The sequence below is a fragment of the Enterobacter cloacae genome, from assembly GCF_013375935.1.
Lineage (GTDB): Bacteria > Pseudomonadota > Gammaproteobacteria > Enterobacterales > Enterobacteriaceae > Enterobacter > Enterobacter pasteurii.
Map to the genome: position 1 here is coordinate 4,806,416 of NZ_CP056117.1, position 22,428 is coordinate 4,828,843.

Below are 22,428 nucleotides of genomic sequence, written 5' to 3' on the forward strand. Positions count from 1 at the left end.
GCGGGGGCAAAATCCCCCGCGCTTTCTTTACCAGGTATATTTCACACCCAGGTTTGCTCCCCAGTTCTGGTCAACGTCGCCGCCGCCCAGATAAGTCGCGTCAGTGTAAGCACTGAAGTTTTTCGTGAAGCTGAACTGGGTGCCCAGCCCCACGCGAACTGCCGAGCCTTCAACGCCGTTATCAATACTGTCAGTGTTGATATCCGCATTGTTGTCAGCATCGTCATACACGTAAGCCAGTTTGAAGTAAGGCGTCAGCGCCTGTTCACCGCCGTAGTTGAAGGTATAACCTGCATCCACGCCGAGTTCATAGCGCATGCTGTCGTAAGACTGACCATCAATACGCATGTCGTTGCTTAACTGGTAGTCATCACCAGACTGGAACAGGCCGGAGATCGCCGCATAAGGGGTGATGTAGCCGGACAGGTTTGGTTTCCAGTCATAGCCCAGCTTCATCCCAAAGCCAACGGCGTCAGTGGTGGTATCACCATCAACGTACTGGCCGTTGCTCATTGTGGCAGAGAGCTCGTTGTTGAAGCGGGTGTAGCTCAGGGAACTGTCGAGGAAGATGTCGTTCATGAACTTCGCCGACGCGTAGATCATCGCCGTCTGGCTGTCCTGGTCGACCTGACCCGTACGATCGCTGATATCGCCCTTCGCAAAGCCTGCCGCACCGCCGACAATCCACTTCGCATTGTTACCGTCGATCTGGGTATCCAGGCCAACCATAATGCCGCTTACGTCCTGATCGTAGCTGACGGTGCCATTATCCGCGTCAAAATTGCCGCCGAAGTAGCTCACCCATGCTCCGCCGCTGTCGGCCAGGCCATGACGGCTGTTGGTCAGACGCGTGCCTACGGTATCCTGCTGCAGATTCCAGATGTTGGTATTGGCTGAAGGAATGCTCAGCGCCATGTTGGCGTAGTCGGTCAGCGCTTTCTGCTCCAGAACAACCGTGTCGCCCTTCTGCTGCGCCTGATAAGTGTATGCACCTAAATCGGCTTTGTTTGCGGCAGTAAAGCTGGCTGCGGTATCCGCGTTATTGTCGTAGACGCGAACGATCTCTTTGTTTTTGTAGTCGGCAACGGAACCTGCGCCGGTTGCATCGTCGATGCGCACCTTATAGTTACCCGCAACATCACCGTTCACCGCCAGATGGCCGTCAGAGTTCAGCGCGACAACACCATAGTCGTAATCCGCTTTGTACCGATCGTTGGTGATATAGCGTGCGTTGTTCAGGTCGCTGTTCAGCACATAATCGCGGCTGGCAACGTTGAGCACACCGCCGTCGGTCAGCACCATATTGTGCGTATCGGCCTGGCCCAGTCCAAGCGCCAGCTCTGCACCGTTATCCACGGTAATGGTGTTGGCATACAGACCGGCGGTCTCTTCAGTCAGTGCCGCGCGGCTGCCGCTGTCCAGATACAGGCTATCGGTTGCCACGGCTCCGCTGTCGCCGATATTCAGGGTAGACGCATTGGTCAGGGTGATGGAATCCGCCAGCAGGCCAGAGTTTTCGACGTTGACCTGAGAGCGGTTGTTCACCGTCAGCGCGTCAATGTTAGAGACCTTACGGGTATCCCACTCGGAACCATTATCCAGCGCCACGTTGAACAGACCGCTCTGATAAACCTCTTCACCGGCAACGTGGCCGTTGCTGTCGAAGGTAGAGTCAGGCCAGATGCTGTTCGGAGACAGCGCGTGCCAGTCAACGTTGCTGTAGCCCTGGCCATACATCTGCGACGTGCCGATAGCTTCCACGCTGGACTGCGCTGCACCGACCCACTTACTGCCGTTTGTCAGCGTAACATCCAGCTTATCGGTGCCATCCCAGCCGTTGGTGGTTGGGTTGTAGACGCCATCGTCTGTGGTGTCCGTTGCCGCATCGCCATTCTCGTAGAAGTTGTTATCGAAGGTGCTGGAGAAAAGAATGTCACCCGTCACGGTGGAGCGATCGAAGGTGGCCGTGGTTTGCATGGCGTTATCCGACGCGCCGGCGGCGACGATCAGTGCCGCGTCATCCGCACCGGTGGCGTTGGTTTCACCGTAGTCGCTCGGCTTCGCCGTTTGACCATAGAACCCGCTGGTGCCCAGATCGCTGTACGCGCCGGAGGTCAGCACAGAATCTTTCACCACCAGCGTGTCGGTAAAGACGTTGCTGCTGTTAGCCACGCCTTCTACGCCGTCGTAGGGGGTGTTATCCAGTTCCTGATAACCCTGGGTCAGGGTGATACCCGCGACGTGGGAATTGTTCTGAATGACGATATCAGACTCAACGTCCAGGGTAATGGCGTTACCCAGACCATAGGTGTCCTGATAATGCGTTTCAGTGGTATCACCGTTGACGACATCATACGCGTAATGCTCGTACGTATCGTTGATGGTGGAGTGATCCACCGTCAGGCTGAAACGATCGTACTGGGTATGATGGGTACCGTCGGTATCCAGGCCATCAGCACACGTCGTGGTCATGCATTTTGACGTGATCATGCCGTTAACGGTACTGTTAGAAATGCTCAGCGCATGCGCGCGGCCATTGGCACCATCATCCAGATAGTACGCCGAAATAACCCCGTTCACGGTTGATTTATTCACGACCGGATAAATATCACCGTCATGGGTGGCGTCTGAATAATTCCAGTCAGCGTAACCATAAAACCACGGTGCGGACGCCGTATTGTCATATCCAAAAGTATTATATGTCGTTCCTGATATATCTTTCGCATTGGCCTGAGAAGCGATAGCCAGGGTGCAGGCTAATGCAAGTTGAGATACAACCAGTTTCTTTTTCCATGTTTGCATTGGGTCATCCCTCCTCAGGGACGTAAGCAAGTTTGTCCATCAAATCATTTAGCAATTTTTAATTGCGGAAGGAATTATGCAGTTTCATTTCGAAAAGGTTCAATGAATGATTCCATTAAGTCCGTATCCAGACAAATAAGATTTACCACCAGGATTTATATCAGCCATTATAAATAAAAATCATAAAATCAGCACATTGCACGATTATTGTATTGGCTAAGAAAATATAATAAAAAATAATAGATCATTTATAATGATACTTTCCCTGCGATACAGAAATAACGCCAATATTTCAAAACGAGTAAAAAAACCTGATTACGTATGGAATAAATAAATGCATTGCCGCGCGTTTCGGCGCATTTTGCAAAATCAAAAAGCCCACTTTAGTAAAACACCGCCTCCGGCTTTCAGGTACACTATCCCTCTTTGTTCCACAAACATCAGGCATACCATGACCGATTTAATTGCACGTCCCCGTCGCCTGCGCAAGTCACCCGCACTGCGCGCCATGTTTGAAGAGACAACACTGACCCTAAACGATCTGGTGTTGCCGATTTTTGTTGAAGAAGAGATCGATGACTACAAAGCCATCGACGCGATGCCAGGCGTGATGCGCATTCCAGAAAAGCATCTGGCCCGCGAGATCGAACGCATTGCGAATGCGGGGATCCGCTCGGTGATGACGTTCGGGATCTCCCACCACACCGACGCTACCGGCAGCGATGCCTGGAAAGAGGACGGCCTCGTCGCCCGTATGTCTCGCATCTGTAAAGAGACCGTACCGGAGATGATCGTCATGTCCGATACCTGCTTCTGCGAATACACCTCACACGGCCACTGCGGTGTGCTGTGCGATCACGGCGTGGACAATGACGCAACCCTGCTGAATCTTGGCAAGCAGGCGGTTGTCGCCGCCGCTGCGGGTGCAGATTTCATTGCGCCTTCCGCGGCGATGGACGGCCAGGTGCAGGCGATCCGCCATGCGCTGGATGCCGCTGGCTTCACCGACACCGCCATCATGTCCTACTCCACCAAATTCGCCTCCTCCTTCTACGGCCCGTTCCGCGAAGCAGCGGGCACGGCGCTGAAAGGCGATCGTAAAACCTACCAGATGAACCCGCTGAACCGCCGCGAAGCCATTCGTGAATCGCTGCTGGATGAAGCTCAGGGCGCAGACTGCCTGATGGTGAAACCGGCAGGTGCGTATCTGGATATCCTGCGCGACATCCGCGAACGCACCGAGCTGCCGCTGGGCGCATACCAGGTGAGCGGCGAGTACGCGATGATCAAATTCGCCGCGCAGGCCGGCGCCATCGACGAAGAGAAAGTGATCCTCGAAAGCCTCGGGGCGATCAAACGCGCGGGCGCGGATCTGATCTTCAGCTACTTCGCGCTGGATCTGGCCGAGAAAAAAATCCTCCGCTAATCTTCACCAAACTGCAATACAACCGACATCTCCTCCTTCTACTGTCTGGGCAAGACGGCAGGAGGAGTGATCATGTTTAGTCTCGACAGCGTTCTCGATGACCTTTGGCCTCAGGTGAGGCCCGCACCCTGGCAAAAAAGTCTGTTAAAAAGACTGTTCCACGAAGACGAATTCCAGCAGTTTGCCGCGAGCCACCGTCACCTGAAAGGGCTGGACATGGTGGAGCAGGTTCTGGAACACCTTGATATTCTCTGCACCGTATCCGCACGCGATCTCGAACAAATCCCCGAACACGGCCCGCTAATTGTGATGGCTAACCACCCGACGGGCACCCTCGACGGGCTCGCGCTGCTGTATGCCGTCTCCCGCGTGCGCCGCGACGTCAAGGTGGTCACCAACCGGATGCTGTCCCATCTGGAACCGCTCAGTTCGCTGTTTATTCCCGTGGACAATATGGGTGGCAGGACCGCAAAAGCGTCGCTGGTGCAGATGGAGCAACATCTGCAAAACGCCGGCGTGCTGATCTTCTTCCCGGCGGGAGAAGTTTCCCGTCCCACGCGCAAAGGCATCCGCGATAAAAAATGGCATCCGGGCTTTATCAAGCTGGCCGGCAAGCTGCGGGTGCCGCTGCTGCCGGTGCATATTCAGGCGCACAACAGCCTGCTTTTTTATGCCAGCACGCTGGTCTCGCCGACGCTGTCCATGCTGCTGCTGATGCAACAGATGTTTCGCCGCCGTCACAGCCAGCTGCCGATTAAAATCGGCCAGCAGATTGCCTGGAATGCCGGCTTTAGCGCCACCCTTTCATCGCGTGAAATGGCCGAGCAGTGCCGTCAGCACGTGATACGTCTTGGCAAGGGACTGCCTGGCGTCTTTAAAACCCGGTGCGCCATTGCCCGTCCTGAAGACAGGGCCACGCTGAAGCGCGAGCTGGCACAGGCCGAGTGTCTGGGCAAAACCAGCGACGGTAAAACCATCTATCTCTGGCAGCGCAACGGCCAGGAAGACGCGCCGCTGCTGCGCGAGCTGGGACGCCTGCGCGAGATTGCCTTTCGCGCCGTGGAGGAAGGCAGCGGGAAGCGTCGGGATACCGACAGCTACGATGATGATTATCTGCACCTCATTCTTTGGGATGACGACGATCTGGAGATTGTCGGCGCGTACCGCTTTATGCCAACGGCCATGCAGGTGGAAAAACGCGGCGTCGAGGGGTTGTACAGCTACAGCCTGTTCCACTACGACGAAAAAATGCAGGACATTCTGGAGCACGGTATTGAGCTGGGGCGAAGCTTTATACAGCCGCGCTACTGGGGGCGTCGCGGCCTGGACTATCTGTGGTCGGGCATTGGTGCCTATCTGGCGCGCTATCCGCACTACCGCTACCTGTTTGGTCCGGTCTCGATCTCCGGCGGTTTACCGCCAGCCGCGCGGGATCTGCTGGTGGCGTTTTATCGCCTCTGGTTTCCGGCCAGCCATCCGTTAGCCGCCTCGCGTCAGCCCTACCCGGCCTCACTTCCGGACGTGCTGGCCCAGTTTGGCGGCGTGGATTACGTGGACGATCTGACGAAGCTGAAATCCCTGCTCGGCAATCTGGGCTGCGGCATCCCCCCGCTCTATAAACAGTATTCCGAGCTATGCGAGCCGGGCGGCGTGCAGTTTATTGATTTTGGCAGCGACCCGGCGTTTAACAACTGCGTCGACGGGCTGGTGCTGGTAGACCTGTGTTACCTTAAGGCGAACCGCTATCAGCGGTATATTGAGGCGCATTTAATACCCTCACCCTAAAAGGGAGAGGGTGAAAACCGCACCGGTCAGTCCCCTCGCCCCTTTGGGGAGAGGGTTAGGGTGAGGAGCTCAAACCGCACGGTAGAACGGCTTATCCCCCAGAATGGTTGCCCGCTGCATAATCCTTCGCTGCGGCAGATAATCCGCATTGGCATAATGCTGCGTCACGCGGTTATCCCAGATCGCCAGATCGTTCTCCTGCCAGCGCCAGCGCACCTGAAACTCCGGTTTGGTGATATGGGCAAACAGGAAGCCGAGCAGCGCCTCGCTCTCTTTTTCCGTCAGATCCACAATGCGTGTGGTAAACCCTTCGTTCACAAACAGCGCCTGCCTGCCCGTCACCGGATGGGTACGCACCACCGGGTGCAGCAGCGGCGGATGCTTCGCGACCGCCTCCAGCCAGCGCTGGTGCTCCTCTTGCGTTTTACGGTACTTATATTCCTGGAACGATTTTTTAAAATCATGCTCCGCCCGCAAACCACTCAGCAGGGTCTGAAACGGCGCGGAGAGTGCCTCAAAGGCCGCAATACCGCTGGCCCACAGCGTATCTCCCCCGGTCTCCGGCAGCCGTTTTGCCGCCAGAATCGCTCCGGCCGGGGGCGTCTCGATAAAGGTCACATCCGTATGCCAGTTGTCGTTATCCGGCGGATTATCGTTGTGGGTATCCAGCACGATAATTTCCTCCACGCCCTCCGCATGCGGATAAACCGGGTGGATATGCAGGTCGCCAAAGCGCAGCGCCAGCGCGCGCTGCTGCTGCGGGGTGATGGCCTGCTCGCGCAGGAACACCACCTGATGGCGCAGCACCGCGTGGTACAGCTGCTCAAACTGGTTATCGCTCAGCGGACGGGTCACGTCCAGGCCCGACACCTGCGCGCCAATGTACGGCCCCAGCGGGGTAATGGTCAGACGTTCACTCATTGTATTTCTCCATGCCAGGGCGTCAGGCGACGCTGTAGCGCGCGCAGTCCCAGTTCTAAACCAAAGGCGATTGCGGCGATTACCGCGATCCCTGCCAGCACCACGTCAGTCGCCAGGAACTCCCCCGCCGACTGCACCATAAATCCCAGGCCGCGCGTGGCGGCAATCAGCTCTGCGGCGACCAGCGTTGACCAGCCCACGCCAAGGCCGATGCGCAGCCCGGTTAAAATCTCCGGCAGCGCGCCCGGTAAAATAACGAACAGCAGCACCTGAGCGCGGCTGGCGCCGAGCGACTGCGCCGCACGAATGCGCACCTGCTGAGCGCTTTTCACGCCGGCCAGAGCCGACATGGCTACCGGCGCGAAAATCGCCAGATATATCAGCAGGATTTTTGAGGTCTCGCCGATGCCAAACCAGATCACCATCAGAGGCAGATAAGCCAGCGGCGGCACGGGACGGTAAAGCTCAATCAGCGGGTCGAGAATGCCGCGCAGCGTCGAACTCAGCCCCATCGCGATCCCCACCGGAACGCCAATAAAGACCGCCGCGAGCAGCGCCACCAGAATACGCGACAGGCTGGCGCCCGCGTGCTGCCAGAGCGTGGCATCCATGAAGCCCTGCGGCCCGGCGATGGCGATCAGCTTTTCCAGAACCTGACCCGGCGGTGGTAGAAACAGCGGGCTGATCCACTGCTGCGCGGCCACCGCCCACCACAACGCCAGCAATACCACCACCGTGCCAACGCTCAGCGTGAGTTGACGCGGCACAGGCCAGCGCCAGCGCAACCCGGTACGGCGGGATTTTTCACTGAAGATAATGCTCATGAGAACGCCTCCCGCTGCTCGAACACGCGGCTTAAGATGTACTCCCGCTTCTCGATAAACAGCGGATCGGATTTGATGCTGCGCACCGGCTCTCCCGCCACATAGCGCCGGGCAAACGCTAGCGGCAGGCGCTCCAGCACCCGCCCTGGCCCCGGCGAGAGCAGCACCAGTTCCGTCGCCATAAATACCGCTTCTTCGATATCGTGGGTAATCAACAGCACCTGCTTACCGGTCTCGTGCCACAGGCGCAGCAGCAGAGTTTGCATCTGCTCGCGGGTGAAGGCGTCCAGCGCGCCGAAAGGTTCGTCCAGCAGCAGAAGCTGCGGGTTGGCCGCCAGCGCGCGGGCGATGCCGACGCGCTGGCGCTGCCCGCCCGAAAGCTGCCAGATAAAGCGTTTTTCGGCACCTTCCAGCCCAACCTTTTTCAGCATGTCGCGCGCGGTATTCAGGCGCCGCTCACGCTCGACTCCGGCCAGCTGCAGACCAAACGCGACGTTCTCCTGCACGTTACGCCACGGGAGCAGCCCTTCATTTTGAAAGACCACGCCGCGCTCCGCGCCCGGGCCTTCCACCTTTTTTCCTTCCAGCTGAATTGTGCCGTGCTGATACGGTATAAACCCGGCGATCAGGTTCAGCAGCGTCGTTTTCCCGCAGCCGGACGGCCCCAGCACGACCAGCAGTTCGCCGCTGTCCAGCGTCAGGTTGATCTCCTTCAGGGCCGGCTTGCCGTCGTAATCGGCGGACAGGTTGGTAATATTCAGCATTGCAGCCCCCTTATTTCACGAAGCGATCGGTCACGTAGGCGCTATAGTCTGCCGCCACCGCAGGCACTTTGCCCTGCTCTTTCAGGAAAGCCGCGGTATCTGCAATCGCTTTGCTCACCGGCCCGTTCAGCTGCTGGACCTGCTGCGCAGGCGTCAGATAGGTATTGCCTTTCACCAGCCCCGGCACGTCCGCTTCCGGTACGCCGCTCAGACGTGAGAGCTTTTCCAGGTTCGCAGGCTGCTTAAGCCACTCATCCGGGTTGCGGATGTAGGGCTGCTGGGCGTCAATGGCGCTTCTGGCAAAGGCTTTCACCACCTCAGGGTGTTTTTCGGCAAAGTCCTTACGAACCACCCAGACGTCGAGGGTTGGCGCGCCCCACTGCCCCACTTTTTCGGAGTCGGTCAGCACGGTGCCGTCTTTTTCCAGCGCGTTGACGGCGGGGGCCCAGACGTAGGCACCATCAATGTCGCCACGCTGCCAGGCCGCGATTATCGCCGGAGGCTGAAGATTCAGAATTTGCACCTGGCCCGGCTTAATGCCCCAGTGTCTGAGGGCTGCCAGCAGGCTGTAATGGGTGGTGGAGATAAACGGCACCGCGATGCGTTTGCCGATCAGATCCTCAGGTTTAGCGATGGTTTTCTTCACCACCAGCGCTTCGGAATTCCCGAGCTGCGACGCCAGCAGGAAAACCTCAATCGGCACCTGCTGGCTGGCGGCCACCGCCAGCGGGCTGGAGCCGAGATTGCCAATCTGCACGTCGCCGGAGGCTAACGCCCGCACAATCGCCGCGCCGCTGTCGAACTTGCGCCAGTCGACTTTCGCACCGCTCTCTTTGGCGAAGGTATTATCCGCCTGCGCGACTTTCGCCGGTTCCGCAGAGGTTTGATACGCGACGGTCACGTCCACCGCCTGCGCCTGAAAAGCCCACAGCGCCAGTGCGCCGAGTAATGTGATTCGCGATGAAATTGCCATAGTGTCTGCTCCCCTGTTGTTATGAGGGCAGTATTTCCGGCGCGGGAATTTTGATAAAGGAATTAAAAAGCATCGCTAATGACGATTCGTTTTTAGAAAAAAAACGGGAAAGGATAGTGAATTTTGTGCGGTTGGTTTTTTCCCTCTCCCGATGGGAGAGGGTCTGGGTGAGGTATCAGCGCTGCGCGTTCAGCTCAGCGATATCTTTCGGCGTGGTCCGACAGCAGCCGCCAATCAGCCTCGCGCCCGCCTCCAGCCACTGCGGTAAATACCCCGCCAGCGTTTCGCAGGCTTCGCCGTGATGATGCCAGGTTTTGCTCACCGCATCATAATGCTCACCCGAGTTCGGGTAGACCACCAGCGGCAGCGATGTCAGGCCGTGCAGATGCGTCAGCGCCGCCGTAGTGTGCTCCAGCGCGATACAGTTAATGCCCAGCGCGACAACCTGCGGGTGGCCTTCCAGTGCAGAAACCACGTCACGCAGCGGCGTACCGTCGCTCAGATGCTCGCTATCGCGCAGGGTAAACGAGAACCATGCCCGGGCGCGGGGATAGGCGGTCAGCAACGCGGCCAGCGCGTTGATTTCGACGAAAGAGGGCAGCGTTTCACAGGCCAGCAGGTCCGCCCCCGCATCCAGCAGCGCCTCCACGCGGGGGCGGTGGAAGGCGGTAAATTCTTCAGCGCTACGCACGTAGTCGCCACGATATTCAGAGCCATCGGCCAAGTACGCGCCGTAAGGGCCGACGGATCCCGCAACCAGCAGCGTGCCCGCCTGCGCGTTCTCGGCCAGATACGCTTCGCGCGCCTTACGCGCCAGCTCCACGCTTTTGCCAATCAGCGCCCGGGATTGCGCCTCATCCAGCCCGCGAGCGGCAAAGCCTGCGGGCGTGGCCTGATAGCTGGCGGTGATGGCCACCTGTGCACCCGCGCGGTAGTAATCGAGGTGCACGTCGCGGATCGGCTCAGGGTTTTCCATCAGCACTTTGGCCGACCAGAGGCTGTCGGCAAGGTTACAACCGCGCGCTTCCAGCTCCGTTGCCATTGCCCCATCCAGCACCACAAACGGCTGCTTTTCAAGGAGGGCGGTAAGCGGATTATTCTGCGACATGTTCAGGCTCCTGCGTTGTCAGGTTTCGGGTCAGGTAGTACGCACCATAACACAGGGCGACAAACGGAAGCCCGCAATAAAGGGCAATACGCTGGCTGGGGTCAAACCACAGGCCGACGCAGGCCACCAGGCAGAGGATAAAGCCGAGCACGGGCACCAGCGGATACCATGGCGCGCGATACTGCAACGCGGATAGCGGCTGGCCGGACTGCACGTGACGGCGGCGAAACACGAAGTGCGACGCGCAGATGCTGATCCACACCGCCACCACCGCAAAGCCGGAGATAGCGGACAGCGCCACAAACACCGTGTCCGGCGCAACCACGCTGGAGAACAGCGCCAGCACCCCGCCGAGCATGGAAACGGAAAGGGCCGTCAGCGGCACGCCGTTTTTGTTAACGCGGGCAAAGCAGCGCGGCAGCGTGTTCTCGTTAGACAGCGACCAGAGCATGCGCCCAGACGCGTACAGGCCGGAATTCGCCGCCGAGAGGATCGCCGTCAGGATCACGAAGTTAAAGATATCAGCTGCATACGGAAGGCCGACCTTTTCAAACACCAGCACGAACGGGCTTTTCTCGACCCCAGCCTGCTGCATCGGGATCAGCGCCGCCAGCACGAACACGGTGCCGATAAAGAAGATGATAAGCCGCGCGATGGTGGTGCGTATGGCCACCGGGATAACCTTGTGCGGATTTTCCGTTTCACCCGCCGCGATGCCGATAAGCTCCGTTCCGGAGAAGGCAAAGTTAACCGCCACCATGGTCATCAGGATCGGCAGGCCGCCGTGCGGGAACCAGCCTTCGGCAGTAATGTTGCTCAGCCCCGGCGCGGCAGATCCGTCCGCCATCGGGATGAAGCCAAAGATGGCCGCGCCGCCGAGAATAATAAAGGCGACGATGGTGACAACCTTGACCAGCGAGAACCAGAATTCCCCTTCCGCGAAGAAGCGCGTGGAAATCACGTTAAGACCAAAAATTACCGCGCAAAAGACAACGCACCACGTCCAGACGGGTACCTGCGGAAACCAGTACTGCATACAGAACCCGGCCGCGGTAAAACTCGACCCGAGCGCCACCGTCCAGGTCAGCCAGTAGAGCCAGGCCACGGTATACCCCGTCGCCGGGCCAAGATAGCGAGCGGCGTAGACGTGAAACGCCCCGGTTTCCGGCATCGCCACGGAGAGCTCGCCCAGACACTGCATCACCAGCCAGACCACCAGCGCCCCGATCAGGTACGCCAGCAGCGTGCCCGCCGCGCCGGTCGTTGAAATAATGTATCCGGTGTTGAAGAATAACCCTGTGCCAATCACGCCGCCCAGCGAGAGCATAATCAGGTGGCGGGTTTTCATGGTGCGCTTAAGCTGCCCGTTTTCTTGTTGTGTTTGCATATTACCTTCTAAACGTATGGACATCTAAACATCCAAAGATAAGGTGTTATACCGCGATTGTTAACAAAAAGCCACCCGACTCCGCATCGGCGCAATTATTGGTAAATACGTAAATCGGTTCTATAGTCGACACAGTTTCTTCTACACCAGGACTCACTATGCGCTTTAACGGACTGACCAAAGGTTTCTTCATCTTTATCCTCGCCCTCGTTACCTGGGCCTTCTTTGACGTGCTGTCCCCCTATTTCTCGGCGATCCTGTGGGCCGCGATCCTGACGATTATTTTCAACCCGGTGAAAAACAAACTGCGTACCGCGCTGGGCGATCGTAACGGGCTGGCGTCGCTCCTGACGCTCGGCATTATCTGCCTGATTGTTTTTATTCCGCTGATGGCGATCCTTTCATCGCTCGCGCTGGAGCTGAATGTGGTCTACACCAAGCTGCAACAGAACAACACGCAGTTTCCTGAGGTGGTGGCGGGGATCTTCAACCGCCTGCCGGACTGGGCCAGCGGTTTCCTGGCGGATCACAACCTGACCAACGCCGCGCAGATCCAGAAAAAACTTTCCGATGTCGCATTACAGGGCGGACAGTATCTGGCGGGCAGCGCGTTCCTGATTGGTAAAGGCACGTTCGGCTTTGCCATCAGCTTCGGCATTATGCTGTATCTGCTGTTTTTCCTGCTGAAAGACGGGCCGTATCTGGTGCGCCAGATCCTCGATTCGCTACCGCTGTCTGACTTCGTTAAGCAGCACCTGTTCGCCAAGTTTGTCGGCGTGTCGCGCGCCACGGTAAAAGGCACGGCGGTTGTGGCCGTGGTTCAGGGCACGCTTGGCGGTATCGCCTTTGCCATTGTCGGTATTGACGGCAGCGTATTGTGGGGCGCGCTGATGGCGTTCCTCTCTCTGGTGCCCGCCGTCGGGTCGGCCATCGTCTGGGTTCCCGCAGCCATCTTCCTGTTCGCCACCCACCAGCTGTGGCAGGGCCTGTTCATCGTTGGCTTCTTTGCGATCGTCGTCGGGCTGGTCGATAACTTATTACGTCCGCTGCTGGTGGGCAAAGACACCAAAATGCCGGACTACCTGATTTTGATCACCACGCTCGGCGGCATGGAGCTGTACGGCATTAACGGCTTCGTGATTGGGCCGCTGATTGCCGCCCTGTTTATCGCCTGCTGGAACCTCTTCTCCGGGCGCGATCACGAAGGCAATGCCGAGGAGCTGGACGCAGACTTTATCGAAGAGGGAAGAAACCCTCGGGATCTCTGAAAGCAGACGTTCTGAAAGGCGGCCCCGTGCCGCCTTTTTTTTCGCCATAAATCAGCGGTTTTCTATAATCTTAAAAGAACGCTCTTCCATTTTTGTCGCAGAGGAAACCAACAGGTGCGAATCGCCACGATCACAAACTGGGCTTATGGCGTCACGGTGTGCCTGACCATTGCCTCCGGCATCGTCATGCTGATGGCTTCCCACGCCGACAACATCGAACGTGAAGCCGTTAAACAACGCCAGGTCTTCGATCAGCTTACGGAAGAGATCGAGATAGATACCTGGATGCTCTCCGATCTGGCGCGCCTTTACATCATCAAAAAAGAACCCGACGTGCTGGAGAAATACCAGGCGAAAGAAGCTGAGCTGAAGAATATTGAACACACGCTGCGCCAGCTCAAAAACACGGGGGCATCGGGCGAAGAGCTGGCGCTGCTGTATGACGGTCTGAAAATTGTTGACGAACTCCAGGATGAACAGCAGGCAGCCATTGACGGCATCGCACGGGGCGAAGAACAGCAGGCCGTTGCGCTGCTTTTTGGTAAGAGCTATGAGCTGGAACTCGAACGGGCGCAGAACAATATCGAACGCTTTCGCATGCTGCTGGACAAGCGCATTATTGCCGACGTGCAGGCTGCAACCAAAACGTCGAAAACGCTTCGCACTGCCTCTGAGGTGATGGTCGGCCTGACCGCCCTGCTCTTCTTGTTTGTGATGGGCTTTATCCTCAAGCGCCGCGTGCTCCGTCCGGTGGTGCGTCTGAGTGACGTGGTTCATCGTCTGGCATCCCAGGATTACGCCGTCGAAACGCCGAACTTCACCCAGGTTGATGAAATAGGCGATATGGCGCAGGCCATCCGCATCTTCCGCGAGAACGGGCTGGCAAGGCAGCGGCTGGAAAAAGAGCGCGATGCTGACTGGGCCATCCGCGAGCTGCTGGCGCGAATGACCCAGCGGCTTCAGGGCTGTGAAAACTTTGCCGACGTGATGAATGTGGCGGAGCTGTTTGCGCCCAATATCGCGCCGGGGGTTTCCGGGCGTCTGTATATTCTGGAGCGCGATCCGTGGCAGATGCGCTGCGCGGCCGAATGGCTGTCGCCCGAAGGGGATAAAAAGCCGTTCCATCCTGACGAATGCTGGGCCGTCCGGCGTGGTCAAAGCCATCCGCCGGTGAACGGCGAGCCGGATATCGGCTGTTATCATCTGCCTGAATCCCAGGCACGGCAATCGCTGTGCGTTCCCTTAATTGCTCAGGGCGAGGCGATTGGGTTGCTCTCATTCCAGAACATCACGCCTGAAACCGCGCCGTCCCGCGCCTATCTGGAACTGATGGCCGAGGCGCTGGGTCTGGCGCTGGCCAACCAGCGGCTGCGGGATGCTCTTCTGGAAAAAGCCCTGTTCGATCCCTTGACGGGGCTGCGTAATCGCCACCATCTGGAGGATACGTTACGTACCCAAATGAAGCAGGCCGTGCGTAACGATGAGCCGGTAAGCTGCCTGATGATCGATATCGATCACTTCAAGAGCATTAATGACCGCTTTGGTCATGAGGCCGGCGATCTGGTGATCAAAAGCGTGGCAACCATTATTCAACGGGCGGTACACGATACCGGGCTGGCCTTCCGCTACGGTGGCGAGGAGTTCCTGGCGCTTCTTACCGGCGCGGATGAGGAGGCAGCGCACGCCGCCGCAACGGAGATCTACAACGGCGTGCACGCGCTTTCGCTGCGCTACGGGCTTTCGGAAATTGGCCCGGTGGACGTTTCGATCGGGATCGCCAGCTATCCCCAGCACGCCCATGGCGATAATCTGCTGCGCGCGGCGGACGTCGCGCTATACCGGGCGAAAGAGCTGGGGCGCTCGCGGATTGTCAGCTTTGGGATGTTGGAGGCGGGCTAGCGGGTGTTGTCAGAAGTTCAATCATTGCCCGGGCGGCCGCCGACTGACGTCGGTGTGGCGCGTAGATCACCGAGAAAGGCCGCGACCGCCCCCGCAGCGTCGGAAGCACTTCAACGAGCTGGCCCCGCTGGATCCTCTCCTGGACGATAAACGCATAGCTCTGGCAAATCCCCATCCCCTGTTCAGCGAGGGAAACCACGCCAAGCACGTCCTCTGACGTTTCGACGGAAGAAACGGGCAGCCAGTCAATATCGCGCCCGTCTTCACGAAATACCCACGGTGCAATGCGGCCGGTACGCGGCAGGATAAACGGCAAACACATGTGCAACCGTAGTTCCTCCAGCGTCTGAGAGTTTCCCATTCGATGGAGGTAATCCGGTGACGCGACCAGTACCAGCGCGGCATCCTCCAGCTTACGGGCGACTAAGCCGCTATCTGGCATCTGGCCCAAACGTATCGCGAGGTCGAATCCTTCGGCAATCAGGTCGACGTTGCGGTTGGTAATGTTCAGCTCGACCTTAACGTGCGGATATTGTCGGGCAAAGCGTGCCAGCAGGGAGGGCAGACGGTAGTGCCCGTAGGTGGTTGGCACGCTCATGCGCACGCGGCCCGTTAAGTTGCCCTCCTGCCCCCGTCCGTCACGTTCAGCCTCATCCAGCAGAGAAAACGCCGCGCGCGCCTGCTCCAGATACACGCGCCCTGCTTCCGTTAGCCCTACACGACGGGTGGTGCGCTGCAGTAGCTGACGTCCAAGGCGCGCTTCAAGGCGGGTAACTGCACGGCTCAGTACCGAGGGCGTGGTTGAGAGGACAACCGCGGCGGCAGTAAATGAGCCGTGCTCAACAACGGTAATGAAGGCTTCGACATCGCCAAGATAATCAAATTTCCGGCTCATTTTGCTCTTTCACGAACAAATGTTTTTCAATTTCGCTAATTTATCCCCCGCTGAGCGATGAGTAAAGTGGCCTCACACATCATCAGAAGGTAAAAATTATGGATCTTCAACTCAGCGGTAAGACAGCCCTTGTTACAGGCGCAACGGCAGGGATTGGCCTGGCCATCGCCCGCACGCTGGCGCGAGAAGGCGTTGCGGTGACCATCACCGGACGTGAAAAGGCGAAGCTGCAAAACGCCGTCGCCGATATCAGCAGCGCCGCGCCTGGCGTGCCGGTAAGCGCCGTTATCGCAGATCTGGGAAGCGCTGAGGGTGCCGAAACGCTGTTTGCGGCTTGCCCGGATACCGACATTCTTATTAATAATCTGGGTTTTTACGAAGCTAAGCCTTTCGCCGACATCACGGACGAAGACTGGCTGCGCATGATCGATATTAACGTCATGTCCGGGGTTCGCCTGTCCCGGCATTATTTCCCGCGCATGCTGGAACGCAGCTGGGGCCGGGTGATTTTTATGTCCAGTGAAGTTGGCGCGTTCACGCCGCCAGACATGGTGCATTACGGCGTCAGCAAGTCTGCACAGCTCGCCGTTTCGCGCGGTATGGCAGAGCTGACCAAAGGCACTGGCGTAACGGTGAACAGCGTTCTTCCTTCGGCGACTCGCTCCGACGGCATCATCGAGTATCTTCGCCAGACCGCACCTGAACCGGGGATGACCGATCGGGCAATCGAAGAACATTTCTTCAGGACCTACCGTCCCAGCTCGTTGATTGCGCGAATGATCGAAGCAGACGAGATAGCCGCAATGGTTGCGCTGCTGGCAAGCCCGCTTGGCGCGGCCTCTAACGGAGCTGCGGTGCGCGTCGAGGGCGGCACGTTCCGCTCCATTCTGTAACAGTGAGTTCACCGGAGTATAGACATGTCTAAACGTAGTTTGCCCGCCATCGCGGTGGTGGCGCTGTTGTCTTTCACGAGCGCGGCCAGTGGCGCAACCCTTGAACGCTGGCGCAGCTATGCTGGCGTAAGCTGGGATCTGGCCGATCGCGCGGCAGCCCCAGCGGCGTTTTCCGGGTCGGTGAATGCCCCCATCGCCGGGATCCACTTTGATGCAAAAGGCACAGCCTACGTCAGTACCCCCCGGCTGGTATCCGCCGGCGCGCCCGCCACGCTGAGCGTTCTGGATACTGCGGTTTCGTCGGGCCCGGCACGCCTGACCGCATTCCCCTCACGCGAGGGAAATGCGGTGGACGGGCCTTACGGGCAAAGCCTGCGCAACGTCCTCGGTTTTTATATCGATCGCAGTAACGGCTGGCTATGGGCGCTGGATATGGGCTTCGTCGCGGGAGAAGCGGAATCTCCGGCGGGCTCGCAAAAACTGGTGGTGCTGGATCTGAACTCAGGGCGCACCATCAAACGCATCGCTCTTGATGGCGTGGCCGATCGTAAGGCCAGTTTCCTGAATGACGTAGCCGTTGATGAGCGTCGCCGCGTCGCCTATATCTCCGACAGCGGATCGCGCAGCGCGCCTGTCAATCGTGCTGGCCTTATCATCGTTGATTTCACCACCGGCAAGGCCCGGCGCGTACTGGACCGACACCCTGCCCTGCTGAACGTGCCGGGCGTAAAGGTTGTCGCACACGGGCGCGAGGTATGGCCGGGTAAACCGTTGCTGATTGGCATCAACGGCATTGCGCTCTCACCGGATGCCGGTACGCTGTACTGGACAGTCACGACGGGAACCCATGCCTATGCGCTGCCGACGGCAATCCTGCGACAGCCGGGTTCGACCGATGCGCAAATCGCGTCCCGAATTGAGGACCTGGGTGACGTGGGGGGCAACACTGACGGGATCGTGACCGATGCGAAGGGCAATCTCTACATCACAGACGTCACCCGTAACGGTATCGTCAGGTACGATCCCGTCAGCAAAGCGATGTCACCGCTCGCGTCGAACGAAGGCGTCTACTGGCCCGACACGCCGACGATCCGCCCTGATGGCGATCTGATTTTCACATCCAGCCGGCTGAACGATCATTTCGCGGGAGCGGTTAAGGCCGGAGAAGAACGCTATGATCTATGGCGTTTACCGGCAAAGGCCTTGACGCCGGAGAAAGCCGTTCCGATCCGGTAACGAACAGCCTTAAAGCCTCTGCTCACCCCGGCTGAACGACTTTCCTGCCCGGACAAATAATCGCTAAATACCGCTGCGCCACCCGACGGGTGGCGTTTTTACATCCTGAGGATGATGGATAAACGAGTGGAGAGAGAAAATATATAAACTAGTAGGATAACTAAATTATAATTCTTATACTTAAGTTAAAAAGTGGAGGCTGAAATGCGATTAATCCTAATGCTGTGCTGCTTTTTAGTACAAAGCGTCACCCTGGCGGGTGAGCTGCCAAAACCTGCTGGTAAACCCATTTTAACGATTTACGGTAATATCGAGAACACGAATGAAAATGGAAAAGCCGTGTTTGATATCGCCAGCCTTGAAAAGCTGGGTGTGGTGAGTTTCCAGACATCGTCTCCCTGGTATAATGGCCGCACTAAGTTTGAGGGTGTTCCGATGAGCAAACTCATGGATTATGTCGGCGCAAAGGGTAACGTGGTTAATGTTATTGCGCTTAATGATTACGCGACGGTCATCCCGCTCAGCGACTTTAAAAAATACAACGCCATACTTGCTCTAAAGGTTAATGGCGAATATATGCGCATCCGCGATAAAGGTCCGGCATTCATCGTATATCCCTATGACAGTCTTCCTGAACTAAACAATCAGATTTATTACTCGCGATCGGCATGGCAGGTCAGCAAGATGAAGATTGAATAGCAGTTCAGGAGAACATAATGAACAGGATACTGGTTGGTATCATTTTTTCTCTTTTTATTACAACTGGCTATATTGCTTTTCTTGTCTATGACCGACAGCAGGAGCTTCAAAAACTGACTCATTACACGGAGTCATGGTCTGTCGCCCAGCTGGTATCCGAATATTACCGCTTTGAATCATGGCTTGGTCTGTACGCAACCGATTCCGATGACGTTACGATAGACCAGGTCCGCATGCGCCTGGAAATTATGCTAAGCCAGAATGATTTATTTAAGGAGGGTGATTTAGGTCATTATATTAAAAACGATCAAGCGCATCGCGACCTCGCGTTAAGCCTTGATAAAATACTTACCTATCTGGATGCTAATCTCGAAAAGATGAGCCATTCGGACGTAAAAGCATACCTGCAAACCATGCATTTGCTGGATGCGCCACTCAGCCAGCTGTCATCAAGCGCGTTAACGAAAGATATAAGCACGATTAACAACACTAACCATAAAATACAGATCCTGTATTATATCTATTCAGCGCTCTCTTTACTGCTGGTTATTTTGAGTATTATTCTGGGATTTTTAACAATCTATCAAAATAAAAACATCCTTAAAGCGCACAGACAGGTTGAAAGTCTTGCAGAAGAGCTTCAGTTATCAAAAGAGACCCTGCAGATTCAGAATACAAAGCTGGAGTATGACGTTTACCATGACTCCCTCACCGGCATGAAAAACCGTCTGTACTTCTGGGATGACCTCAGCAAACTCAATCTTGAGGCCGAAGAAAATCACGCCCCCGTTACGGTGATGTTATTTGACTTAGACCGGTTCAAAGAGGTCAACGATACCTATGGTCATGATGCTGGCGATTTACTGTTACGCCAGGTATCCAGACGCCTGACCGCCATGAGCAGCATTTCAGACAGATTTTACCGCTTAGGCGGAGACGAGTTTGCTTTTTTATCCAGTGGGCTAACCGAAAGCGCTGCCGTTTCGCGCGCAAGAGAAATCAGCGAAAATATCAGCAAGCCCTACACGATTAATAACCAGCTCATAAAAATTGCCACCTGCGTGGGCATTGTTTTATCAGATAATGAACGACGCGCTGATTATCTGTATAAGTTCGCCGATCTGGCCCTCTATGAAGCCAAAAAGGCAGGCTCACAGCAGATTAAAGTCTTCCGGCAACGGATGTTGCAAAAATTGCAGGAAGGCAGAAACCTTGAAATTGATATGGCAAAGGCAATAAAGAATAATGAGTTTGTTATTTATTATCAGCCTATCGTCAACGCCTTCAGCAAGGAGATCTATGGCTATGAAGCGCTCATTCGCTGGAGACACCCCGAAAAGGGGATGCTGTCCCCGGATCGCTTTATTTTTGCCGCTGAAAAAACAGGCATGATCAACGAGATTGGTAAAACGGTGCTTGAGCTTGCCTGCTGGGAAGCGGCTTCGTGGGCCGTTCCGGCAATGATCTCCGTGAATGTCTCGCCTGTTCAGCTGGGCAGCAAATCGTTTATTACCATGGTGCAGTCTATTCTGACGGAGACCGGGCTACCGGCCAATCGCCTTGAGCTTGAAGTGACAGAGTCTTCACTCTTCAGCGACAGAAATAACCCTATTACCATTCTTAAAAAGCTACGCTCACTGGGCGTAAGAATTTCAATCGATGATTTCGGTACGGGTTATTCGTCGCTCTCACGGCTCAGCGAGCTGAATTTTGATAAAATCAAAATCGACAAATCTTTTGTCAATCCAATCTCCACGCAGGAAGATGTGCTTAATATTGTGAAGCTTATTACCGGTATGGCCAAAAGCCTTAACATGGGGGTGATTGCCGAGGGCGTTGAGACCGAAGAGCAGCTTGAGCGTCTACAGGCGCTGGGTTGCGAGCTGGTGCAGGGATACCTTTTCAGTAAGCCACTGCCTGAGGTCGACAGTAAAATTAAGCGCGGCCTGCAATGACTCCATCAGCTCAGCCGGCTAAGCATAACGCATCGCCCACAGGCGCCAACCGGGATCACACTTTTCAGCTCCGGTTATTCACTTACAAAAACCAGGTGTTATTATTCACGCCGTAAATACCTCTCAACTCACCCCGAGGCTTTGATGCTGGAGAATGTAATCATCCGATAGTCAGCTCCCTGCCCCTTCAGGCCGGACTGATTATCAATGCGCTGAAATCGTATGCGGACACCACCGTGTGTTTGCACGTTTGCACATGATGATTAAACAGGTTTTCCAGTATGAATTTATCCCGTCAGGAACAGCGTACCTTACACGTTCTCGCCAAAGGTGGCCGTATCGTGCACATTCGCGATACGTCCGGCCGCGTTACCGCCGTTGAATGCTACAGCCGCGAAGGGCTATTGCTGGCCGACTGCACGCTCGCCGTTTTCAAAAAGCTCAAAACCAAAAAGCTGATCAAATCCGTTAACGGTAAGCCCTACCGCATTAATACCACCGGGCTGAACAACGTTCGCGCCCAGCCTGATAATCGATAAGGAAAGGCTTATGGATATCCCACGTATTTTTACTATCAGCGAAAGTGAACACCGCATTCATAACCCCTTCACGCCAGAAAAATATGCCACGCTGGGCCGCGTGCTACGCATGAAGCCGGGCACGCACGTTCTTGACCTCGGCAGCGGCTCGGGAGAGATGCTGTGTACCTGGGCACGTGACTACGGCGTGACCGGCACCGGCATCGACATGAGCCCGCTCTTTACCGCGCAGGCAAAGCGCCGCGCGGAAGAGCTCGGCGTCAGCGAACGCGTCCAGTTTATTCATAACGACGCGGCAGGTTACGTGGCGGATGAAAAATGCGACGTGGCGGCCTGCGTTGGGGCCACATGGATTGCAGGCGGCGTCGCCGGGACGATGGATCTCCTGGCTAAGAGCCTTAAGTCCGGCGGGCTGATTCTCATCGGCGAACCGTACTGGCGTCAGGTTCCCGCGACGGAAGAGATAGCTCAAGCCTGCGGCGTCACGTCTGTCGCAGAGTTTCTCACCCTGCCCGGCCTTGTCGCATTTTTCGCTCAGCAGGGCTATGACCTGGTGGAAATGGTGCTGGCAGATCAGGAAGGCTGGGACAGATACGAAGCCGCGAAATGGATGACCATGCGTCGCTGGCTGGAGGAAAACCCCGACGATGGTTTTGCCGAGGAGATTCGGGCGGAGCTGGCAATAGCGCCTGAACGCCATGTGACCTATACGCGGGAATACATTGGCTGGGGCGTGTTTGCGTTAATGGCACGATAATGTGGAGCTGGCGGTATAGTCTTAGGGGTATGCCGCCATTTCTATGGTTTTTAGCGAAAACAAAGCATTTTATGAAAACGGTTTACCCATCCATAAAACCGCATATCAGATTTCAATTCGTATGATCAAACCTTAACCAGATGATTTATGATATTTTAATGGTTTTATAGAGTTGAGTAGAAAAGAGAAAATCAGGAGATGATGCGATAACAGGAACAGCACAAGACATCCAACCCATTGAAATTCAATGGTTATTTTATATGGCGATACAAAAACACCCCCAGAAGTACCCCCAGC

18 protein-coding genes are annotated in these 22,428 nt (G+C 56.4%); 10 read left to right on the top strand and 8 right to left on the bottom strand.

Annotated features, from left to right (window positions below):
- Nucleotides 1-27: 27 nt before the first annotated feature.
- Nucleotides 28-2,802, bottom strand: a complete 2,775-nt coding sequence (locus HWQ14_RS22615) for an autotransporter outer membrane beta-barrel domain-containing protein (protein ID WP_176611077.1) — start codon at nucleotides 2,800-2,802, stop codon at nucleotides 28-30.
- Between the two features lie 451 nt (nucleotides 2,803-3,253).
- Between HWQ14_RS22615 and hemB the strand changes: the two genes are divergently transcribed.
- A complete protein-coding gene (hemB, locus tag HWQ14_RS22620) occupies nucleotides 3,254-4,228 on the top strand; it encodes a porphobilinogen synthase (protein ID WP_176611078.1) in 975 nt (324 codons plus the stop codon).
- A 72-nt stretch (nucleotides 4,229-4,300) separates the two neighbouring features.
- Nucleotides 4,301-6,013, top strand: coding sequence for a lysophospholipid acyltransferase family protein (locus tag HWQ14_RS22625; protein WP_176611079.1), 1,713 nt, complete (start codon nucleotides 4,301-4,303; stop codon nucleotides 6,011-6,013).
- A gap of 69 nt (nucleotides 6,014-6,082) precedes the next feature.
- Here the strand turns inward: HWQ14_RS22625 and tauD are convergent, their stop codons facing one another.
- The 6 genes from tauD to mmuP all read right to left on the bottom strand — a co-directional run bounded on the left by tauD (nucleotide 6,083) and on the right by mmuP (nucleotide 11,990).
- Complete coding sequence (gene tauD / locus HWQ14_RS22630) at nucleotides 6,083-6,934, bottom strand: taurine dioxygenase (RefSeq protein WP_148420228.1); 852 nt, start codon at nucleotides 6,932-6,934, stop codon at nucleotides 6,083-6,085.
- Nucleotides 6,931-7,758 carry a taurine ABC transporter permease TauC gene (gene tauC / locus HWQ14_RS22635; RefSeq protein ID WP_176611080.1) on the bottom strand — a complete coding sequence of 276 codons (828 nt, stop codon included), beginning with the start codon at nucleotides 7,756-7,758 and terminating at the stop codon, nucleotides 6,931-6,933. The genes tauD and tauC overlap by 4 nt, the downstream gene beginning before the upstream one ends.
- Nucleotides 7,755-8,522: a taurine ABC transporter ATP-binding subunit gene (gene tauB / locus HWQ14_RS22640; protein WP_176611081.1), complete on the bottom strand. Its 768-nt coding sequence runs from the start codon at nucleotides 8,520-8,522 to the stop codon at nucleotides 7,755-7,757. Before tauB ends, tauC begins: the two co-directional genes overlap by 4 nt.
- A 10-nt stretch (nucleotides 8,523-8,532) precedes the next feature.
- Entirely contained in the window at nucleotides 8,533-9,495 is a 963-nt protein-coding gene (gene tauA, locus HWQ14_RS22645; protein ID WP_176611082.1) for a taurine ABC transporter substrate-binding protein, read from the bottom strand.
- Nucleotides 9,496-9,670: 175 nt separating this feature from the next.
- Nucleotides 9,671-10,603, bottom strand: coding sequence for a homocysteine S-methyltransferase (mmuM, locus tag HWQ14_RS22650; protein WP_176611083.1), 933 nt, complete (start codon nucleotides 10,601-10,603; stop codon nucleotides 9,671-9,673).
- Entirely contained in the window at nucleotides 10,590-11,990 is a 1,401-nt protein-coding gene (mmuP, locus tag HWQ14_RS22655) for an S-methylmethionine permease (RefSeq protein ID WP_176611084.1), read from the bottom strand. The genes mmuM and mmuP overlap by 14 nt, the downstream gene beginning before the upstream one ends.
- Nucleotides 11,991-12,148: 158 nt before the next feature.
- Between mmuP and HWQ14_RS22660 the strand changes: the two genes are divergently transcribed.
- Both HWQ14_RS22660 and HWQ14_RS22665 read left to right on the top strand, forming a co-directional pair.
- Nucleotides 12,149-13,258, top strand: coding sequence for an AI-2E family transporter (locus tag HWQ14_RS22660; protein ID WP_176611085.1), 1,110 nt, complete (start codon nucleotides 12,149-12,151; stop codon nucleotides 13,256-13,258).
- Nucleotides 13,259-13,372: 114 nt separating this feature from the next.
- Nucleotides 13,373-15,157, top strand: a complete 1,785-nt coding sequence (locus tag HWQ14_RS22665; protein ID WP_176611086.1) for a diguanylate cyclase — start codon at nucleotides 13,373-13,375, stop codon at nucleotides 15,155-15,157.
- Here the strand turns inward: HWQ14_RS22665 and HWQ14_RS22670 are convergent.
- Nucleotides 15,129-16,052, bottom strand: coding sequence for a LysR family transcriptional regulator (locus tag HWQ14_RS22670; RefSeq protein WP_176611087.1), 924 nt, complete (start codon nucleotides 16,050-16,052; stop codon nucleotides 15,129-15,131). The genes HWQ14_RS22665 and HWQ14_RS22670 overlap by 29 nt on opposite strands.
- A gap of 98 nt (nucleotides 16,053-16,150) precedes the next feature.
- Between HWQ14_RS22670 and HWQ14_RS22675 the strand changes: the two genes are divergently transcribed.
- From HWQ14_RS22675 to HWQ14_RS22700, 6 genes are all read left to right on the top strand, one after another.
- A complete protein-coding gene (locus tag HWQ14_RS22675; RefSeq protein ID WP_176611088.1) occupies nucleotides 16,151-16,945 on the top strand; it encodes an SDR family NAD(P)-dependent oxidoreductase in 795 nt (264 codons plus the stop codon).
- A 24-nt stretch (nucleotides 16,946-16,969) separates the two neighbouring features.
- Nucleotides 16,970-18,181, top strand: a complete 1,212-nt coding sequence (locus tag HWQ14_RS22680; RefSeq protein ID WP_176611089.1) for an L-dopachrome tautomerase-related protein — start codon at nucleotides 16,970-16,972, stop codon at nucleotides 18,179-18,181.
- A 204-nt stretch (nucleotides 18,182-18,385) separates the two neighbouring features.
- The gene (locus tag HWQ14_RS22685; RefSeq protein WP_176611090.1) at nucleotides 18,386-18,880 is read left to right on the top strand and encodes a molybdopterin-dependent oxidoreductase; all 495 of its coding nucleotides are present in this window, start codon (nucleotides 18,386-18,388) and stop codon (nucleotides 18,878-18,880) included.
- A 17-nt stretch (nucleotides 18,881-18,897) separates the two neighbouring features.
- Nucleotides 18,898-20,835, top strand: coding sequence for a putative bifunctional diguanylate cyclase/phosphodiesterase (locus HWQ14_RS22690; RefSeq protein ID WP_176611091.1), 1,938 nt, complete (start codon nucleotides 18,898-18,900; stop codon nucleotides 20,833-20,835).
- Nucleotides 20,836-21,116: 281 nt separating this feature from the next.
- Complete coding sequence (locus tag HWQ14_RS22695; RefSeq protein WP_176611092.1) at nucleotides 21,117-21,374, top strand: YjhX family toxin; 258 nt, start codon at nucleotides 21,117-21,119, stop codon at nucleotides 21,372-21,374.
- A 10-nt stretch (nucleotides 21,375-21,384) separates the two neighbouring features.
- Nucleotides 21,385-22,131 carry an SAM-dependent methyltransferase gene (locus HWQ14_RS22700; protein ID WP_176611093.1) on the top strand — a complete coding sequence of 249 codons (747 nt, stop codon included), beginning with the start codon at nucleotides 21,385-21,387 and terminating at the stop codon, nucleotides 22,129-22,131.
- The last annotated feature ends 297 nt before the right edge of the window (nucleotides 22,132-22,428 follow it).

Coding starts and splice junctions, on each gene's coding strand:
- HWQ14_RS22615 (WP_176611077.1), bottom strand. CDS start 2,802: ATGCAAACATGGAAAAAGAAACTGGTTGTATCTCAACTTGCATTAGCC.
- hemB (WP_176611078.1), top strand. CDS start 3,254: ATGACCGATTTAATTGCACGTCCCCGTCGCCTGCGCAAGTCACCCGCA.
- HWQ14_RS22625 (WP_176611079.1), top strand. CDS start 4,301: ATGTTTAGTCTCGACAGCGTTCTCGATGACCTTTGGCCTCAGGTGAGG.
- tauD (WP_148420228.1), bottom strand. CDS start 6,934: ATGAGTGAACGTCTGACCATTACCCCGCTGGGGCCGTACATTGGCGCG.
- tauC (WP_176611080.1), bottom strand. CDS start 7,758: ATGAGCATTATCTTCAGTGAAAAATCCCGCCGTACCGGGTTGCGCTGG.
- tauB (WP_176611081.1), bottom strand. CDS start 8,522: ATGCTGAATATTACCAACCTGTCCGCCGATTACGACGGCAAGCCGGCC.
- tauA (WP_176611082.1), bottom strand. CDS start 9,495: ATGGCAATTTCATCGCGAATCACATTACTCGGCGCACTGGCGCTGTGG.
- mmuM (WP_176611083.1), bottom strand. CDS start 10,603: ATGTCGCAGAATAATCCGCTTACCGCCCTCCTTGAAAAGCAGCCGTTT.
- mmuP (WP_176611084.1), bottom strand. CDS start 11,990: ATGCAAACACAACAAGAAAACGGGCAGCTTAAGCGCACCATGAAAACC.
- HWQ14_RS22660 (WP_176611085.1), top strand. CDS start 12,149: ATGCGCTTTAACGGACTGACCAAAGGTTTCTTCATCTTTATCCTCGCC.
- HWQ14_RS22670 (WP_176611087.1), bottom strand. CDS start 16,052: ATGAGCCGGAAATTTGATTATCTTGGCGATGTCGAAGCCTTCATTACC.
- HWQ14_RS22675 (WP_176611088.1), top strand. CDS start 16,151: ATGGATCTTCAACTCAGCGGTAAGACAGCCCTTGTTACAGGCGCAACG.
- HWQ14_RS22680 (WP_176611089.1), top strand. CDS start 16,970: ATGTCTAAACGTAGTTTGCCCGCCATCGCGGTGGTGGCGCTGTTGTCT.
- HWQ14_RS22685 (WP_176611090.1), top strand. CDS start 18,386: ATGCGATTAATCCTAATGCTGTGCTGCTTTTTAGTACAAAGCGTCACC.
- HWQ14_RS22690 (WP_176611091.1), top strand. CDS start 18,898: ATGAACAGGATACTGGTTGGTATCATTTTTTCTCTTTTTATTACAACT.
- HWQ14_RS22695 (WP_176611092.1), top strand. CDS start 21,117: ATGAATTTATCCCGTCAGGAACAGCGTACCTTACACGTTCTCGCCAAA.
- HWQ14_RS22700 (WP_176611093.1), top strand. CDS start 21,385: ATGGATATCCCACGTATTTTTACTATCAGCGAAAGTGAACACCGCATT.